The sequence below is a fragment of the Rudanella lutea DSM 19387 genome, from assembly GCF_000383955.1.
Classification (GTDB): domain Bacteria; phylum Bacteroidota; class Bacteroidia; order Cytophagales; family Spirosomataceae; genus Rudanella; species Rudanella lutea.
In genome coordinates, this window is sequence record NZ_KB913013.1 from 1,142,251 (window position 1) to 1,160,278 (window position 18,028).

12 protein-coding genes are annotated in these 18,028 nt (G+C 56.4%); 9 read left to right on the forward strand and 3 right to left on the reverse strand.

The genetic code is table 11. The annotated features are described in order from the left end of the window. The first annotated feature begins 31 nt into the window (after positions 1 to 31). The 9 genes from RUDLU_RS0105005 to RUDLU_RS0105045 all read left to right on the forward strand — a co-directional run bounded on the left by RUDLU_RS0105005 (position 32) and on the right by RUDLU_RS0105045 (position 10,864). Positions 32 to 1,117: an IPT/TIG domain-containing protein gene (locus RUDLU_RS0105005; RefSeq protein WP_027302771.1), complete on the forward strand. Its 1,086-nt coding sequence runs from the start codon at positions 32 to 34 to the stop codon at positions 1,115 to 1,117. Between the two features lie 96 nt (positions 1,118 to 1,213). Beyond that, entirely contained in the window at positions 1,214 to 2,929 is a 1,716-nt protein-coding gene (locus RUDLU_RS0105010) for a glycosyl hydrolase (protein WP_044129918.1), read from the forward strand. A gap of 20 nt (positions 2,930 to 2,949) precedes the next feature. After that, positions 2,950 to 4,719 carry a glycoside hydrolase family 9 protein gene (locus tag RUDLU_RS0105015; RefSeq protein WP_019987259.1) on the forward strand — a complete coding sequence of 590 codons (1,770 nt, stop codon included), beginning with the start codon at positions 2,950 to 2,952 and terminating at the stop codon, positions 4,717 to 4,719. Between the two features lie 128 nt (positions 4,720 to 4,847). Then, a complete protein-coding gene (locus RUDLU_RS0105020) occupies positions 4,848 to 6,803 on the forward strand; it encodes a sialate O-acetylesterase (RefSeq protein ID WP_019987260.1) in 1,956 nt (651 codons plus the stop codon). 24 nt (positions 6,804 to 6,827) lie between these two features. Beyond that, on the forward strand, positions 6,828 to 7,979 hold the full coding sequence (locus tag RUDLU_RS0105025) for a glycoside hydrolase family 26 protein (protein ID WP_019987261.1): 1,152 nt from the start codon (positions 6,828 to 6,830) through the stop codon (positions 7,977 to 7,979). A gap of 92 nt (positions 7,980 to 8,071) precedes the next feature. Next, positions 8,072 to 8,923, forward strand: coding sequence for an ATP phosphoribosyltransferase (hisG, locus tag RUDLU_RS0105030; protein ID WP_019987262.1), 852 nt, complete (start codon positions 8,072 to 8,074; stop codon positions 8,921 to 8,923). A 112-nt stretch (positions 8,924 to 9,035) separates the two neighbouring features. Next, the gene (gene hisD, locus RUDLU_RS0105035; RefSeq protein WP_019987263.1) at positions 9,036 to 10,313 is read left to right on the forward strand and encodes a histidinol dehydrogenase; all 1,278 of its coding nucleotides are present in this window, start codon (positions 9,036 to 9,038) and stop codon (positions 10,311 to 10,313) included. A 39-nt stretch (positions 10,314 to 10,352) separates the two neighbouring features. Next, positions 10,353 to 10,622: a type II toxin-antitoxin system toxin DhiT gene (gene dhiT / locus RUDLU_RS0105040; protein ID WP_019987264.1), complete on the forward strand. Its 270-nt coding sequence runs from the start codon at positions 10,353 to 10,355 to the stop codon at positions 10,620 to 10,622. Continuing rightward, complete coding sequence (locus tag RUDLU_RS0105045; protein ID WP_019987265.1) at positions 10,622 to 10,864, forward strand: DUF2442 domain-containing protein; 243 nt, start codon at positions 10,622 to 10,624, stop codon at positions 10,862 to 10,864. Before dhiT ends, RUDLU_RS0105045 begins: the two co-directional genes overlap by 1 nt. A gap of 188 nt (positions 10,865 to 11,052) precedes the next feature. Here RUDLU_RS0105045 and RUDLU_RS0105050 read toward each other — a convergent pair whose 3' ends face one another. The 3 genes from RUDLU_RS0105050 to RUDLU_RS0105060 form a co-directional block, all read right to left on the reverse strand. Then, the gene (locus tag RUDLU_RS0105050; protein WP_027302773.1) at positions 11,053 to 12,822 is read right to left on the reverse strand and encodes a RagB/SusD family nutrient uptake outer membrane protein; all 1,770 of its coding nucleotides are present in this window, start codon (positions 12,820 to 12,822) and stop codon (positions 11,053 to 11,055) included. A gap of 18 nt (positions 12,823 to 12,840) precedes the next feature. Next, entirely contained in the window at positions 12,841 to 16,188 is a 3,348-nt protein-coding gene (locus RUDLU_RS0105055) for a SusC/RagA family TonB-linked outer membrane protein (protein WP_245581624.1), read from the reverse strand. A 325-nt stretch (positions 16,189 to 16,513) separates the two neighbouring features. After that, the gene (locus RUDLU_RS0105060; protein WP_019987268.1) at positions 16,514 to 18,019 is read right to left on the reverse strand and encodes a RagB/SusD family nutrient uptake outer membrane protein; all 1,506 of its coding nucleotides are present in this window, start codon (positions 18,017 to 18,019) and stop codon (positions 16,514 to 16,516) included. Between the last annotated feature and the right edge of the window lie 9 nt (positions 18,020 to 18,028).

Here is an 18,028-nt window from a genome sequence, read left to right on the forward strand (position 1 = left end):
CCAATCTGTGTTCCCGTTAAAAAAGCAAACCATGACTTTCTATAAACTCATTCCCCTGGCAAGCCTGACCCTGTTAGCGGGCTTTGGCCTCAGCAGCTGCGAAAAAGATACAGACGGACGCCCGCAGATTCAGCCGGGCAACCCCGTTGCCACCAAGATTATGCCCGACTCGGCCGCGAGCGGGGCTGTGGTAACCCTCACAGGCAGTGGTTTGGGCGACATCCGCACCATCGTGTTTGAAAAACTGAGCGTTCCGGCCGGTTTCCAGCCAACACTCAACACCGCCGAAACCCTTATTTTCCGGGTACCGACCGAAGCCGCAGGCGGGGTACAGAACATCACGTTTACCAATAGCGCGGGCAAATCCGTTTCGATTCCGTTCCGGGTGTTGGCCTACCCTTCGGTTACCGACGTGTCGGATTACAACTTCTCGAAGGGCAAGACCATCACGATTACGGGCAACAACTTCGATGATGTGACGGCCGTGGCCTTTGCCGACTCGGTGAAGGGCATTTCGGACCCGGCTACGGTTGTCTCGAAAACCAAAAAACAACTGGTGATTCAGATGCCCGCATCGACCCTCACACGCGGTACGCTCAGCATTACCAACGGCACCGGCCGGATTCGGACCCGGCAGGAGTTTGTGAACGTCGATCGGGCGTATCAGGTCTTCACCGATACCTACGGCACGGGCTTTCAGGATGGTTCGTGGGGTGATGCGGGCACGGTAAATACCAAAGAGTTCCGCAACGGGACGGCCTCGGCGAGCAAAACCTACCAGAAAGGCAACTGGCACCTGATTGCCTTCGCCAACTGGTCGGCCTCGGCCATCAGCTACTCCAACGAGTACACGTACGTAACCGGCTGGATCAAAGGCGCGTCGGCCGATTACTCGCTCTACCTCACCACCGACGCCAGCAAGGCCGGTTTCGGGGAGTTTGTAGAAGCCAACCGGATCGACGTGAAAGCCAATACCTGGACGTACTTCAAACTGAAGCTCTCGGACATGGATTTCTGGTTGCCCGGCAAAACGCTCAAACAACTCGGTTTCCGCATCAAGGGGCCCGACAAGCAGGATGAAACGTTCTACTTCGACGACATCATGCTCGTGAAATAATCGTCTCTTTCCTTAGTCAGAACCATCATGAGTCGGGCCTACCCGGCCTCTCATGATGGTTTTTATAGGCCCTTTGCCGCTACTCTCGCTATGAAAATGGTTTCTTCGCTTCTTTTTTTTACCCGCTTTTTGGCCTTCCTGGGCGTTTTGCTCAGCCTCAACTTGTACGCCCAACCGGGTACGGCCAACAACCCGATCCGGGTCGAAGCGGAAAGCGGCCAACTGTCGGGCGTCGAGGTGGCCTCGGCCGTGGCTGGTTTTTCGGGAACGGGCTACGTGACCGGCTTCGACAACCCCACCGACGCACTCAACCTGTCGTTTACAGCCCCCGCCGGGCTGTACGAACTCACGATTGGCTACCGGTCACCGTTCGGCGAAAAAGGCATTGACTTTCAGATCAACACCGAAAAAGCGGGCGGAATGCTCCGGCCCAGCACTACGTTTGCCCGCTTTGACGGGGGCAAGTTTTTGCTCATGGGTGGCCCTGTGAGCCTGACCATTTTCCGGGGGTGGGGCTATTTCGACATTGACTACATTCTGCTGACGCCCACCACCGTAAAACGCCCGGTCCCACCCGCTACCGCCCGCCTGACTGACCCGAACGCCAGCCCGGTTACCGTGGGGCTGTACCAGTTTCTGCTCAGCCAGTATGGCAACAAAGTGATTTCGGGGCAGCAGGACGACGTGGAGTATGTCCTCGAAAAAACCGGCAAAGAGCCCGCGATCGGTGCTTTCGACCTGATCGATTACTCCCCCACCCGCGTGCAAAACGGAGCCCGGCCCCTGCGCACGAGTGAAGCTTGCCTTGCGTGGGCCCGCAAGGGCGATGGGCGCGGCATCATAAGCCTGATGTGGCACTGGAATGCCCCCACCGACCTGATTAATCAGCCCCCTGACAAACTGTGGTGGCGCGGCTTCTATACCGAGGCCACTACCTTCGACCTGGCCGCAACCCTCGCCGACCCGGCCGGACCGCGCTACGCGCTACTCCTGCGCGACATCGACGCCATTGCCGAACAACTGAAGAAATTCCAGGCCGCCAACGTGCCGGTGCTCTGGCGACCGCTACACGAAGCCTCGGGCGGCTGGTTCTGGTGGGGGGCCAAAGGGGCAGACCCGTTCAGGCAGCTCTGGCAACTGCTGTACAACCGCCTGACAAACTTCCACAACCTCCACAACCTCATTTGGGTATATACCGGCACCGACGCCTTTAACACCGATTGGTACCCCGGCGATGCGTACGTCGACGTGGTGGGCCTCGACATTTACGCCCCTGCGGACGCTACCCTCAGCACCAACTGGGAAGCAGCTCTGGCCCAGTTTAGCGGCAAAAAACTCGTGGCCCTCTCTGAAAGTGGGCACCTCCCCCGCCCCGACGCCATCCGGGGGTTCGCCACCTGGTGGTCGTGGTTTGCCGTCTGGACCGGGGCCGACTACATCAAAAAACAACCCGACGACCTACTCAAGGCCGTTTTTACCGATGCCGACGTGCTGACCCGCGACGAACTACCCGACTGGCGCACCCCGACCCAACCCCTCCTCACAGGCCTTGAGCCGACTTGGTCGGTGTCGGTAGCGGGCAACCCCGTAGCCGATAGTCTCGTTAATCTCGACATTCAGGGGGCAGAGGGGCAACTCCTGCACCTGACCGTGTTCGACAGCCGGGGCCGCCTGCTTACCGAAAAAATAGTAACGCCCCGCACGCCCACCATCCGGTATGCCCTGCCTCTCGGCTCCGACGAACCCGGCCTGTACCTGATACGTATAATTTCGTCGACGACTGCTTCTACCCTTAAGATCATCAAATCCTGAAGCTATTCCTCCGACTCATTATGCGCCTTTGTTTCTATTCGCTTTGCCTCTTCCTGCTGACACTGGGCCTATCGCCCGCGCAGCCGGTTGTCGAATCTATCCGGCTCAATCAGATTGGTTTCTACCCGGATGCTCCCAAAGTGGCGGTGGTTATCGGCGAAGCGGCCTACGTACCCGCCGGATCTACGTTTCAGATCACAACACCCGATGGCAAAACGGTTCTGTTTACAGGTCCGTTGAGCGAACCCCGCCGGAACGAGTTTTCGGGGCGCATGACCCGGCTGGCGGATTTCTCGGCCTTCAAAACGCCCGGCACGTACCGGGTGGCAGTGGGGCGCATGGCCCGCTCGTACCCGTTTCAGATCGGGGCCAACGTACACCGTGACGTAGCCGTTGGGTCGCTCAAAGGGTTTTATTTTCAGCGCACCGCCATCGACCTGCCCGAACAATACGCCGGACGCTGGCACCGCCCGGCGGGCCACCCCGACACGCGTGTGCTGGTGCACCCGTCGGCAGCCTCAGCCACACGCCCGGCAGGCAGCACGCTCTCGTCGCCCCTGGGCTGGTACGACGCGGGCGACTACAACAAGTACATTGTCAATTCGGGTATTACGATGGGCACGCTGCTCTCACTGTATGAAGACTTCCCGGACATGAGCCGGGTCTTAAACACCAATATTCCCGAAAGCGGCAACCGCTTACCCGATCTGCTCGATGAGTCGCTCTGGAATCTTCGGTGGATGCTCACCATGCAGGACCCCGCCGACGGGGGGGTGTATCACAAACTGACCAACCCTCGTTTCGATGGAATGGTGATGCCCGATAAGGCCGTTAAAGAACGGTATGTGGTGCAGAAAAGCGTAACAGCCGCCCTCGACTTTGCCGCCGTGATGGCGCAGGCAAGCCGGGTGTTCAGACCCTTTGGGCGCGAGCTGCCGGGCCTTGCCGACTCATGCCGGGTGGCTGCCGTTCGGGCGTGGGGCTGGGCCAAACAACACCCCAATGCCCTCTACGATCAGGACGCCATAAACCGCCAATTCGACCCCGACATCAGCACGGGCACCTACGGCGACCGCGACGCGAGCGACGAGTGGATCTGGGCCGCTGCGGAGCTGTACCTGACCACCAAAGACGACGCGTACTACACAGCCGTCAATCTGTTTGCCGATTCAAAAACCCCGCTACCGTCGTGGGCACAGGTCCGCACGCTGGCCTATTATTCGCTCGCCCGGTTTTCTAAAGAGCTGACGGCCCGTGGCAAAGCCGATCTTCCGAAGATAAACGGACACCTGATTAGTCAGGCCGACTCGTTGCTGGCTGGTACCGACAAGCAGGCTTACGGAACCGTGATGGGGCAGTCGGCACGCGATTTTATCTGGGGGAGCAGCGCCGTAGCCGCCAATCAGGGGATCGCCTTGATTCAGGCGTACCGGCTGACCAAAAACCGGCGGTATCTGACAGCGGCCCTCGGCAATCTGGATTATCTGTTGGGGCGCAACGGCGTAGGGTATTCATTTCTGACGGGTTTTGGCGACAAAACGCCGATGCATCCCCATCACCGACCATCCGTAGCCGATGGAATTGATGAGCCCGTGCCGGGGCTGCTGTCGGGCGGCACCAACGCCCGGGCCGCTCAGCAGGACAAATGCGCCGGGTACGCATCCAACATTCCCGACGAGGTCTTTATTGATGCCGATTGTTCGTATGCCTCCAACGAAATCGCCATTAACTGGAACGCCCCTATGGTGTATCTGGCTACGTCCATCGAGGCCTTGCAACGTAGTTTTTAGAAGGCCTAGCTCCCCCTGTACAATGGAGCGATGCTCCGTTGGGCTGTTAAGCCAATTAAGTAGCCTTTTTGGCCTGTCGGCCCAACGGAGCATCGCTCCATTGTACAGAAAACTAAAAACCATCATTTATGAATCGTCTTCTCCCCTTTGCCTTATTCATCCTCTTCCTTTCACCCGCCTTTGCGCAGGTACGGCTGGCCCGTTTGTTTTCCGACCATGTGGTGCTCCAACGCCAGCAGGTTATTCCGGTATGGGGCTGGGCCAAGCCCGGCGAAACCGTGCGGGTTACGCTGGCGGGCCAAACCGGGCAAGCCAAGGCCGATGCCTCGGGCAAATGGACCGTACGGTTGACCCCGCTCGAAGCAGGCGGCCCGCATGAGTTGGTAGCCTCGGCCAAATCGGGGCAGGCCAAAGCTGCCGACGTACTCATCGGTGAAGTGTGGCTGTGCTCCGGTCAGTCGAATATGGAATGGCCCGTGAAACAGGCCGACAATTACGAGAACGAAAAGAGAAACGCCAGTTTTGGCCAAATACGGCACTTCCGGGTCGAGCATGAGCTGGCTCTGACGCCCGAAACCGACCTAAAAACCGGCGACTGGAAAGTGTGCTCGCCCGAAACCGTTGGCGATTTTACGGCCGTCGGGTTCTTCTTCGCCCGCGAGCTGACCCAAAAATTAGGCGTGCCTGTCGGGCTACTCCACTCGTCGTGGGGAGGTTCGCAAGCCGAGGGCTGGATCAGCAAAGAAGGTATGCTCACGAACAACGACCTGCGGCCCATGGCCCAAACCCTGCCCACCAACTGGCAGCAGGCCGACAGTCTGGTCGACTACAAACTCCGCAAGCAATTGCTGAAAGAAGGCAGCCTAACCCCCACCGTAGCCGACGAAGCCCGCTACCTCACGGCCAATTTCGACATTTCGGGCTGGCGGGCGAGCGACCCGTTTGGGCAGTGGGACTGGAAGGGAATGAGCGGATTTCGGGGAACGGGGTTCATGGCCCGGCAAATCGAGATACCGGCGGCTATGGTCGGCACAACCACTACACTAGCTCTGGCCGAAAATGATAGTCCGAACGAAATTTACATCAACGGGCAGCGCGTGGCCGAGGGAACACTGACGGGCGTCCGGAAACTCACTTTGCCCGCCAACACCTGGAAACCGGGCACCAACCTGCTGATGATTAAATTCGGCAATGCGGTCAGGTTGCCGTGGTTCGGGCTGGGGTTGCAGGGCTCACCCAACGATTTGTATGTGGCTGGTGAGCAGGGCAAAATAAGCCTCGCCAATGGCTGGCGCATTATGCCTTCGTTTGCCGAAACACATACCTACACCCGGTTTATGAACAACCTGGCTACGGGTTTGTACAACGCCATGATTCACCCACTCGTACCGTTTGGGATTCGGGGTGCCCTCTGGTATCAGGGCGAGACCAACGCCGGCCGGGCCTACCAGTACCGCCAAACGTTTCCGCTCGTGATTACTGACTGGCGCAAAAAATGGGGCTACGCGTTTCCGTTTTATTTCGTGCAACTGTCGAGTTACGGAGCCAACCAAAACAGCAATCAGGGCAGCAACTGGGCCGAACTTCGCGAAGCGCAAACCCTGACTCTGAGCCTGCCCCAAACAGGCATGGCCGTCACAACCGATGTGGGCAACCCCAACGATATTCACCCCACCAACAAGCAGGATGTAGGCCACCGGCTGGCGGTAATAGCCCTCAAACAGGACTACGGGCAGGCCGGGCCCGATGGTTCTCCGCTATATCAGAGCCTTCGGGTAGACGGAAACAAGGCCATTGTGAGTTTCCAGTATGCCAATCAGGGCCTGATGACCAAAGACAAATATGGCTACGTACGCGGCTTCGAAATGGCGGGCGACGACAAGGTGTTTCACCCTGCGCAGGCTCAGATTCAAGGCAGTACCGTGGTGGTCAGCAGCCCTCAGATAGCCAAACCGGTTGCCGTGCGCTACGGCTGGGCCGATGCCCCGGTCGATGCCAACCTATTCAGCATAGATGGTTTCCCCGTGAGCCCCTTCCGCACCGACGCCTGGCCCGGCATCACCGAAAAAAACAAGTTTGAGTAACCCCACTTTCCCAACAAACGCCGAATGCGCTTTTCTTTTCCCCTGCTGATTATCCTCACGGCCTGCACCCTCCTGCGTGTGCAGGCTGCCCCACGCCCGCGACTCATTGACAAGCATGCCACCCGCGAAACCAAAGCCCTGTACCACAACCTGCACCGGCTGGCCCGAAAACACGTTTTGTTTGGGCATCAGCACGCTACAGAGTACGGGCACGGGTGGTCGGGGGAGGCCGGGCGTTCGGATGTGAAGTCGGTGAGTGGATCGCACCCGGCCGTTATTGGCGTCGATTTCAGCGGTCTGTCGGGACGCTCTCCCGAAGCCATTGGGCGGGCCAAAGCGTCGCTCCGGCAGCAGATAGCCGATACCTACAACCGGGGGGGTGTGGTGACGGTAGCCTGGCATTTTACCAATCCGGTGACGCCCCAAACGGGTTTTTACTGGAACGATTCGGTCTCGGCCCCGGCCGTGCGGCACCTGATTCCGGGCGGGTCGCATCACAACGAGTACAAACGCATCCTGCAAACGGTGGGTAGTCTGGCCCACGAGACCAGGGGCCGCGATGGCAAGCCGGTGCCGATGATTTTCCGACCATACCACGAGCTCGACGGGGGCTGGTTCTGGTGGGGAAAGCCGCACTGCTCGCGGGAGGAATTTACCGAGCTGTGGCGGTTCACGGTCTCGTACCTGCGCGACAGCCTTCAGGTGCACAACTTTATTTACGCCTTCTCGCCCGATTGCCTCTACAAAACCGAGGCCGAATACCTCGACCGCTATCCCGGCGATGCCTGGGTCGATCTGGTGGGCGTTGACAATTACGCCGACTTTGGCCGCAACGGGCGGTACAACGTAGCGGCTGGCACCGCCAAGCTCAAAATCGTGTCTGACTACGCCCGGAAATCGGGTAAACTGGCGGCTTTCACCGAGACGGGTCTGGAGTCGATTCCCGACACAAGCTGGTGGACCAATACACTGTTACGGGCGCTCAAAACCGACGGAATGCGACTCTCTTACGTGCTCGTGTGGCGCAACGATACACAAAGCCCCACGCACTACTATGCTCCGTTTCCCGGTCAGGTAAGTGTGCCCGATTTCCGGCGGTTTTACAGCGACCCGGCTACCCTTTTCGAAAACGACCTGCCGCGCCTGTACCGCCGGAAACGGTGGCTGTTGTTTTGAGCGCGGATCGAATTAACCATCCTGCACATTTTCTGCCCCTTCCTCCGTATCTTTGCGCCCTGTTTTTGTGACGCAACCTGATGGCAACAACTATGCTTCGCATCGCCCTGCAAAAGTCCGGGCGACTGAGTGAAGACTCATACCAACTGTTTAAAGAGTGTGGTATCCGTTTCGACTACGGAACCGGCAAACTCAAATCAGTTTCTTCAAACTTCCCGGCGGAATTTCTGTTCCTCCGCGACGATGATATCCCCGGTTATGTAGAGGATGGCGTGGCCGACCTCGGCATTGTGGGCGAAAACGTGGCCGTCGAAACGGGCCGCGCCGTGCAGACAGTCCATAAACTGGGCTTCTCGAAGTGCCGCCTGTCCATCGCGATTCCGCGGGGCGAAACCTACAACAACCTGCACGACCTGGACGGAAAAAACATCGCGACCTCGTACCCCCGGCTGCTGGGCAACTACCTCGCCGAACAAGGCGTAACGGCGCAGATCCATGAAATCAGCGGGTCGGTGGAGATTGCCCCAAGTATCGGGCTGGCCGAAGCCGTGTGCGACATCGTGAGCTCGGGCAGTACCCTCCTGAGCAACGGGCTGAAAGAAGTGGAAACTATTTTCCGCTCCGAAGCCATCATGATTGCCAGCAACGACCTGGAGGCCGACAAGCAGGCCCTGCTCGACAAACTGCTGTTCCGCATCAAAGCCGTACAGGCGGCCAAAAACAACAAGTACATCGTGCTCAACGCGCCCAACCACGCGCTGGAGCAGATTACGTCGTTGCTGCCGGGTATGAAAAGCCCTACCGTGACTCCGCTGGCTACCGAAGGCTGGAGCTCGGTACACTCGGTTTTGAACGAGAACGATTTCTGGGAAAACATCGAAGCCATCCGGGCCGCTGGCGCGCAGGGCATTCTGGTGATCCCGATTGAAAAGATGATTTACTAATTAAAGGAGATATGAGCGAGGAGATAGGAGGTAGGAGTTGCTGACGCGAACGTAGTGTTTGTGCGTAAGCGCTCCTCACTCCTACCTCCTACCTCCTACCTCCTCCCCCACTATGAACATCATCCCCTTCCCACCCCGCTCCGAATGGTCGGCTTTGCTGGCCCGGCCGGTGCAGAAAAGTGACCAAATTGAGGCTATCGTGGCTCCTATTCTGCAACAGGTGCGGGAGCAGGGCGACGCGGCTCTGGTGGAGCTGAGTCAACGATTTGATAAGGTTAATCTGGACGAAATTGGTCTGGAAGTATCGGCCGCTGAGCTCGATGCCGCCGAGGGGCAACTAAGCGACGAGCTCAAAGCCGCTATCCGGCAAGCCTACCAAAACATTCGCACCTTCCACGAAGCGCAGAAGCAGCCGATTCAGAAAATCGAAACCATGCCCGGTGTCAGCTGCTGGCGTCGGAGCGTCGGTATCGACAAGGTCGGATTGTACATTCCCGGTGGCACGGCACCCCTGTTCAGCACGGTGCTGATGCTTGGTGTGCCGGCTCAGTTGGCCGGTTGCCGCGAGGTGGTGCTATGCACACCCGCTACGCACCCGGCGGTGTTTTTTGCGGCCAAACTGGTAGGCGTTACGCGGGTGTTTCGGGTAGGTGGTGCGCAGGCCGTTGCGGCCATGGCCTACGGTACCCAAACCATCCCGCAGGTGTACAAGATTTTTGGACCTGGTAACCAGTATGTTACGGCAGCCAAAATGCTCGTGGCGAAAGAAGGCGTTGCGATCGACATGCCCGCCGGCCCGAGTGAGGTGGCCGTGTACGCCGACGACACCGCTGTGCCCGCCTTTGTGGCTGCTGACCTGCTCTCGCAGGCCGAACACGGTGCCGACTCGCAGGTGTTGCTGGTATCGACGAGCAAAAAACTGGTTACGGCTGTCAACCTGGTGCTCGATACGCAGATGAGCCGACTGCCCCGACGCGATTTGGCCGCTCAAGCCATTCAGAACAGCAAGGCAATTCTGGTTGATACGGCCGATGAAGCAATTGATCTGCTGAACCAATACGCGGCCGAGCACCTGATTCTGAGCGTTCAGGACGCCGAAACCGTGGCCGAACGCATTACCAACGCCGGTTCCATTTTTCTGGGTAACTACACCCCCGAATCGGCGGGCGATTACGCATCGGGCACCAATCACACCCTGCCCACCAACGGCTTTGCACGGGCATACAGCGGGGTTTCGCTCGACAGTTTTGTGAAGAAGATTACCGTTCAGCACATCAGCCCTGAGGGCTTACAGGTACTCGGCCCCGTTGTGGAAGCGATGGCCGAAGCCGAATCGCTCGATGCCCACAAGCGCGCGGTGAGCATCCGGCTTGCGCAGTTGCATGGGTAAAATAAAATACTTTGGGCCTCATTTAATCTAATACGCTCAATGCCGGTTATTTCGATGTTTTACGGCTTGCTTGTTTCTATGTACTATTTCGATAACAAGCAGCACAAGCTTCCCCATATTCACGTTAAATATGGGGAACAGGAAGGTGTTTTTTCCATTCCTGACGGTAATTTACTGGAAGGACAACTTCCGAAAAACAAGATCAAATTGGTAGAGGCTTGGATTGAAATTCACCGGGAAGACCTTATGGCCGATTGGCAACTTGCCATTGCTGGCCAACGGCTTTTCCCTATAGACCCTTTGAAATAATGAACCCAAGAGTAATTGCTGTTGAGGCCTTACCCAATTATCATCTTAAGCTTACGTTTGCCAATCGGGAGCGTAAAGTTTTCGATGCAAGTCCTTATTTGCAGATTGGCATTTTCACTGAGCTGGTCGATCAGAACCTTTTTTTCCAGGTAAAAGCCTTCAACGGTTCTGTCGTTTGGCCTAACGACCTTGATTTCGACCCTGATACGTTGTATTTAGATAGCCAACCCATCGACAGTTAGACAATCTCTCCAGCAACGCGCGGTGAGCATCCGGCTTGCGCAGTTGCATGGGTAAAATAAGGTGAATTCATAAAAAACGAGGGCTTATCAATGTGTTGATAAGCCCTCGTTTGCATGTACCGGACACGGTTTTTACTAAGGACGCGCTGAGTAACAAACTCCTCGGGTCAATAAACCGTAACGCCAGTTTACCAGCCCGGATTCTGGGTCAGCTTGGGATTCGTAATAATGTCGCCCGTTGGAATGGGATAATAATAATGCTTGTCGGTCCACCGGCGCGGAATATTGTTGAGCCAGGTCAGTTCGCCCGAGGTGTCGCCTGCAATCAGCTGCGAGTTAGGTTTTCCGGCTACAATCGGGGCCACTTCTACATAGGTCACACCCGGCACTTTGGTCGCCGGTGGCGTTTTGAAAAAGGCCACGTCCATCACTCCGTCTTCATTGAGGTCCATCGGCGTATTGAGCTGCGGCACATACATACCGTTCCACTCCATCTGCATCAGTTCGCCCCGACGCCAGCGCACAATATCGTCGAACCGGAACCCTTCCAGGCACAACTCAATGCCCCGCTCCCGGCGTACCTCCAGCAAGATGGGGTCGGTAATGCCGGGGAAATAATTGGCTTGCAGGTACGGGTCTACCGCCGTCGGCCGGGTGCTCAGGCCACCCGTGATACCAGCCCGCTTCCGTAAGGCACCCACGGTCAGGGCCCAATCGGCATCGGTGAGGGTACCCAGTTCGGCTTTGGCCTCGGCATAGGCGAGCAACACCTCGGCATACCGGAAAATAGATACCGAGTTGATATTCAGGTCGCGGGTGTCGTAATACATATCGTCGAGCGCCCACTTGATGGGCATATAGCCCGTGTAGGTGTACGAGAACAAAGGCGGTGACGGCACCACGGCTCCCCCACTCGTTCGCTTGTAGTCGCCCGCCCGGATGGTCTGGGTTAAACGCTTATCGCGGTTCTTCACCTCATCCTTGAACAGCATGGTTTTGTAGTTCGGATTATTGGTAAACGGCGTTCCATCGATGTTCAGATAGGTATTGATAAACGTCCGGATAAAGCTCGCCTTGTCGCCGTAGGTACCGCTCGTCCAATACCAGTTGGCATCGTTGAGGTTGTTCAAGGCCAGGTCGCACACGGCCGAGAGCATCACCTCGGTGGCCATCGGCGCCGGGTTGATAAACACCTGCCGGTACGATTTGTCGGTACCTGCACCATCGTACAATTTGTAGCCACCTTCATCAATAACCTTCTTGGCAGCCGTAGCGGCCTGATTCAGCCACGCGGCCGACGTACTCTGCAAGCCAATATTGGCATGGTATTTCCGAAACGTCCCCTCGTGCAAACACACCCGCGCCTTAAACGCAAAGGCTACGTATTTGGTAATGAGGCTACGCGTAGGCTCGCTGTTGGTGCTGATGTTGTTGCAGGCATAATCCAGATCGGCCAGTACCGAGTCCATCACCATGGCGCGAGGATCGCGGCCTTTGTACAGGATGTCGGTGTCCGTCACATCAAGGGCTTTCCCGATCCAGGGCACGTCGCCAAACCGCTTCACTTTATCGAAGTAAAACCAGGCCCTGAAGAACCGGGCAATACCGAGGTAATTTCGGCGGACATTGAGCGGCACCTTGGGGTCGGTGCAGTTCTGGATAAAGTAATTGATGTTGCGCAGATCGGTCCAGGTCCAGCCGGTGCTTACCTGCGGGCTAAAGTTGCCTTCGGTAATGTAGGGCGGGGTGTCTTTCCGGGCCAGATAATCCGACATGGCATCGGCCCGGTGCAGGTTTTTGCCGTTCAACATGTTGTAAAACGAGTTGGTGTACAGCACCAAACCACTCTCGCTACTAAAAATAGGCCCTTTGGAGGTTGTCGCTACGGGCAGTTCCTCCAGTTCACAACCGGCCAGCAACACAGCCGCCAGTAAAACAAAAATATAGTTGAGCTTCATGAGCTTGAAAATCAAAAGTTAGAAAGTCACAGACAAACCAAACGTGACGCTTTTCATGAGCGGATAGTTGTAGCCATCGCCCGAGTTGCCACCGGGGTTGAATACCTGATCGGAAGCCACAGCGTTCTCCACGTCGAAGTCGCGGGTAATGCGGAACAACGGTGACCAGCTCCAGATATTCTCGGCCGACACAAACACCCGTGCGGCCTGCGAGCCGATTTTAGACACCAGCGTGCGCGGCAGGTTATACCCCAACTGAATGTTTTTCAGGCGGATATACGCTACGTTTTGCAGATAGCGGGTTTGCGGGGCAATAAGGGTTCCGTTGGCGTTGCTGGCCAAACGCGACACATAGCGTGGGAAGTAAGCATCAGGGTTTTGCTCCGTCCAGATATTACCCAACTGACTTTTGGGGATGCCACCGTACGGCCGGTTGTACTGCCCCCAAAACAGGCTTGCCTCGCCACTTGGGTACCACTGCTGCTTGCCAACGCCCTGCAAAAACGACGAGAAAAAGAAGTTGTTCCAGTCGGCGCCGAGCATAATGCCGTAGGTGTAGCGCGGGGTTGAGTTCCCAATAATCGACCGGTCGCCGGGGTTCTCTACCCGACCCGTGCCGGGCGTAATAGCACCATCGCCGTTCACATCGCGGAACTTAATATCACCGGGGAACCAGAGGCCGCTCGACGCCGTGCGGAACAGGCTTTGCGACGCACTGTTTTTCACGTCTTCGGGCGATTTAAAGAAGCCTTCTGTGGTGTAACCCCAGATTTCGCCCAGCCGCTGCCCCACGTAATAATCGCTCAGGAGCTTTTGCGGGTTGTTGTACTTCGTAATTACAGCGGTATAGTCGGCCATGGTGAGCCGTACATCAAACCCAAACGGTTTGGCACCGAGAGAAAACTTATCGCGGTACGACAGCATGGCTTCCCAGCCCTTGGTTTCTAGGTCGGCGTAGTTACCGCGAGGGGCTGCGGCACCAAACACAGCGGGCAACGTGAGCCCCACGGTAAACATATCCGTGGTGGTGCGGATGTAGGCATCCGCCACAAAGGTGAGCCGGTTCGAGAGCATCGACAGGTCGATACCGATGTTTTTGGTCGTAGCGGTTTCCCAGGTGAGCCCTTCCGGAATAACCGTTGGGTTACGGGTTTGCTGCGGCCGCTGCCCGTTCAGAATCACGTTCGACTGCGAAATATTAAACTGCTCCAGGTACGCGTATGAGTTGACGTTACCATTGCCCAGCGAGCCGTACGAAGCCCGCAGTTTGAGGTCAGACACAATCTGCGCGGGTACCTGCCAGAACGACTCTTTCGACAAACGCCAGCCCACCGAGTACGACGGGAAGAACGCGAACCGCTGATTGGCCGGGAACTTCGACGAGCCATCGTAGCGGGCATTCACTTCAAACAGATACCGGTCTTTGTACGAGTAGTTGAGTCGGCTGAAGCCCCCCATAATTTTCCAGCGCTCCCAGCCACCGGCTGTGGTAATAGCCTGACCCAGAGCGAGGTTAATATCCATCGCATCTTCAAAAATCAGACCGTTGCGCTGGGCCGTGAGCCGCTTAAACGTCGACTGCTCGTAGTTGTAGCCCACCATTGCCTTGAGGTAATGGTCGGTTTTGAATGTGTTCTCGTACTCCGTGTACAGGTTACTGGTCATGTAATTGGTTTCCCGGTACACATTGCTGATGTAATTGGTAGTAGTACCCACGTACGCAATTACGCCCGGCCGGGTGCTATAGGGCACAGGCACGGCCTTGGTCACGTCGTTGTTGTCGGTGTTCTGAATCGTGAAATCGCCTTTCACCCGAAACTTGTCGTTGAAAAACTGAGCCACAAATCCGGCCGTATTCCGAAACACCCGCTTGTTATTGTCAATCCCGTTTTTGCCGTAGTAAAAATCACCCACGGTATAAGCCGCCGAGGCCGTGAGGGTGCCGTCGGGGTTGAGCAACGGCGACAATACGTGCCCTTCGTCGGCGATGTTCCGCCAGATACCGCCCCCTTCGCCCACGTTGAGCGGGTTGTGGTACTTCATATCGGAGAACTGCGTCATGTTGTTGACCCGTAGCCAGGGCTTGATCTGCACAGACCCTTTGCCGGTAAAGTTGGCAACTCGGTAATCATCGGAGTTATACCGGAACAGGCCATCCTGCCCAAAGTATCGACCCGTAATCAGGTAGCTCGCTTTGTCGGAGCTACCCGAAATGCTCAGGTTTTGCTCGTGGGCGTGGGTTTGCTTTTTGTACAGCAGGTCGTAGTAAGCCGTATTGCCGTAATAAACGTACTCACCCGTTGCCGGATCAATTTCTACTTCGGGCAGGCCCCCCACTTCCGACCGCCGTTTGATTTCGTTCAGGTAGGCCTGCGAAAACTTCAGGGTCTTGTTGGCATTCTGCGGAAATGCTCCGCCAAAATTGACAAACGACTCGGCAAACATCGATGCCCAGGTGTAGCCATCCGTCACCAGGTCGGGCCGGGCAATGGGGCTTTTGAGCATGTAGTTGCTCGAAAAATTGACCGTTGTTTTGCCTGCCGACGGATTTTTGGTTGTGATGAGCACTACCCCAAACACCCCCCGCGCCCCGTAGATAGCGGCCGAAGCAGCATCTTTCAGCAGGGTAATGCTGGCAATATCGTTGGGGTTGAGCAGACTGGGGTCGCCCTCTACGTTGTCGATCAGCACGAGCGCGTTGCCCCCCTGACCAATGGAAGTGGTACCCCGGATGTTGAAGGCAGGTGATTGATTGGGCTTGCCGTCACCCATTTTGATGTTCAGGTTGGGCAATACCCCCTGCAAGCCCTGATTCAGGTTCGAGAGCGGCCGGTTTTCAAACACATCACCGGTTACCATGTCAACGGCCCCGGTCAGATTAGCCTTCTTCTGGGTACCGTAACCGACTACCACCACTTCGCTCAGCGACTTGGTATCGACCTTGAGCCGGACGGTAAACTCCGACCCATTGCCCACGGCTATCTCCTGCGACTGATAACCCACAAATGAGACCACAAGCACGGCATCGGTGTCGGGGACACTCAGCGTAAATTTCCCGTCGACGTTCGTATTGGTGCCACGTTGGGTGCCTTTTACCACCACACTAACGCCGGGCATACCGGCACCGGTTTCGTCGGTTACGGTACCCGAAACCGTGCGGTCAACAGGGGCAGTCCCCCGGATTGTCACGGATTGCCCGGTCTTTGGGATCGCCAGTTTAGGGGTACCCGCTGTGGATAATTGGCCTGGGCGGTCGGTAGCGTAGGCCTGCGTAGCCCCGGCAAATAGAGCCGCAGCCAGCAACTGACGACGTGCCAGCCTTACCAAAGGCAAGGCCAAAGGAGGGTTTAGATAGAGTTGCTTCATGATGTTAAGGATTTATACTATGAAGCAGAAGCTCATTATCAAATACTTACGATTTATACCTTTTTTACGAAAAACCTTAAATATCCCTATCTTACCTGATAGTAAACCAGCTGATCGGACACATGTTACTCCAAAAAGCCTGCTGTGTGCTCAGAGATGCACTTTTGCTTTAAAACAGTAAGGACCCCGGCTAACCGGTCACCTACGTACATATACGTTTGCGTAAGTTTCACCCATTCACGCTTTTCCTTGAGCAGTTGCGTATGTAATTAGCCATCGTCGAATGAAAGTCAGCCCGCAACGTGTATCGTTGCGGGCTGAACCCTTAATACCCTGCATTTTGCTTCAATTTGCTGTTGTTCCGAATCTCGGCGGTGGGTATCGGGAACAGCAACTCCCGCTCTTTCAGCACCGGCCCGTACGAAAACTTGTGCCCTACGTAGTTTTCAAACGTTTTGGTAGTCACGTTGAACGCCTTACGCAGCCGGACCATATCGAACCAGGTCTTGTTTTCGAAACTCAGCTCATGCCAGCGCTCTTTCCAGATAGCCTCGCGGAGCTGCTCTTTGGTCAGATTGGCCAGATTGGGCAACTTGGCGCGGCTTCGGATTCGGTTAACGGCATCGTACACCTCGGCCGATGGCCCCGAGGCCTCATTGGCGGCTTCAGCGTAGGTGAGCAACACCTCGGCAAACCGGATCATGGGCCAATTGAGGTCACTATTCGACGTGACAAGGTGGGCCTGTGTATCGAAGTGCTTATAGATGTAGTACCCACCCAGATCGACCGTCGTATTGCGGTCATTGCTAAGGGTGTAGGTGCGGTAGTAAAACTGCTTTTCCTGCGCCCGCAGATCGCCTTTTTCGTACGATTCAACAAACTCCTTATTGGCGAAAATAGCCCCCGTTTCGTCGGAGTAGGCCGAAATACCCTGATTATAAGGAATGATAGACGTTTGCCAGCCCGACGGTTGAATGTTTGTCGCAAACTGTACCATGAAGATGTTTTCGCCTACGTTCTTACGGGCCGGGTTGTGGAGGTCGTCGTAGCTCGGAAACAGGCTAAAGCTACCCGCCTTGATGACTTCTGCGGCTTTATCGGCGGCTTTTTTGTAGTACTCGGCCCCTTTCTGCAACGGGAAGCCCGCCATGGTCAGGTACACACTCGACAACAGCGACTTAACGGCCCCGGCCGATACCCGACCCGACGCATCGGTTAAGGGCAGACCGGCGGCTTCGGCTTCCACCAGGTCGGCCTCAATCTGCTTGTAAACGGCTTCTTCGGTAGCCTGTTCGGGATAGAGCGTTTGAGAAGTCAGCTCCACCGGCTCCGTAATGAGGGGTACTTTGCCGAAAATCCGCACCAGATTGAAATAGTACAGGGCGCGTAGGAACCGTGCCTCACCCAGTACCTTTTTCTTGGCCACCTCGTCCATCTGAATGCCCGGCACCTTGGCAATCACGAGGTTGGCATTACCAATGCCTTTGTAGCTACTCACCCAATACACCCGCCCGTATTCGTTGTCGGAGGTGTTGACGAGGTTGCGCACAAAAATACTGTTCTGCGCCTGCCCCAGCTCGGTATTGGCCAGGCCGGTGGCAAACTCCAGCATCATCCAGGGGGCTCCGTTGAAGCCGCCCCCGGTGGTTGTTTTCAGAAATTCGTAGGCCGAGTTCACCGCGCTGGTAGCGTGTTGAGGCCGGGTAAAATAATTATCGGTGGTGAAGTTCGACAGATCCGTTTCTTCCAGAAAATCGGAGCAGGACGCACTGCTTATCAGAAGTGCCACGGCAAACAGCCCGCGACGAAGGGTATTGATCGTTGGTTTCATGGTTCAGGT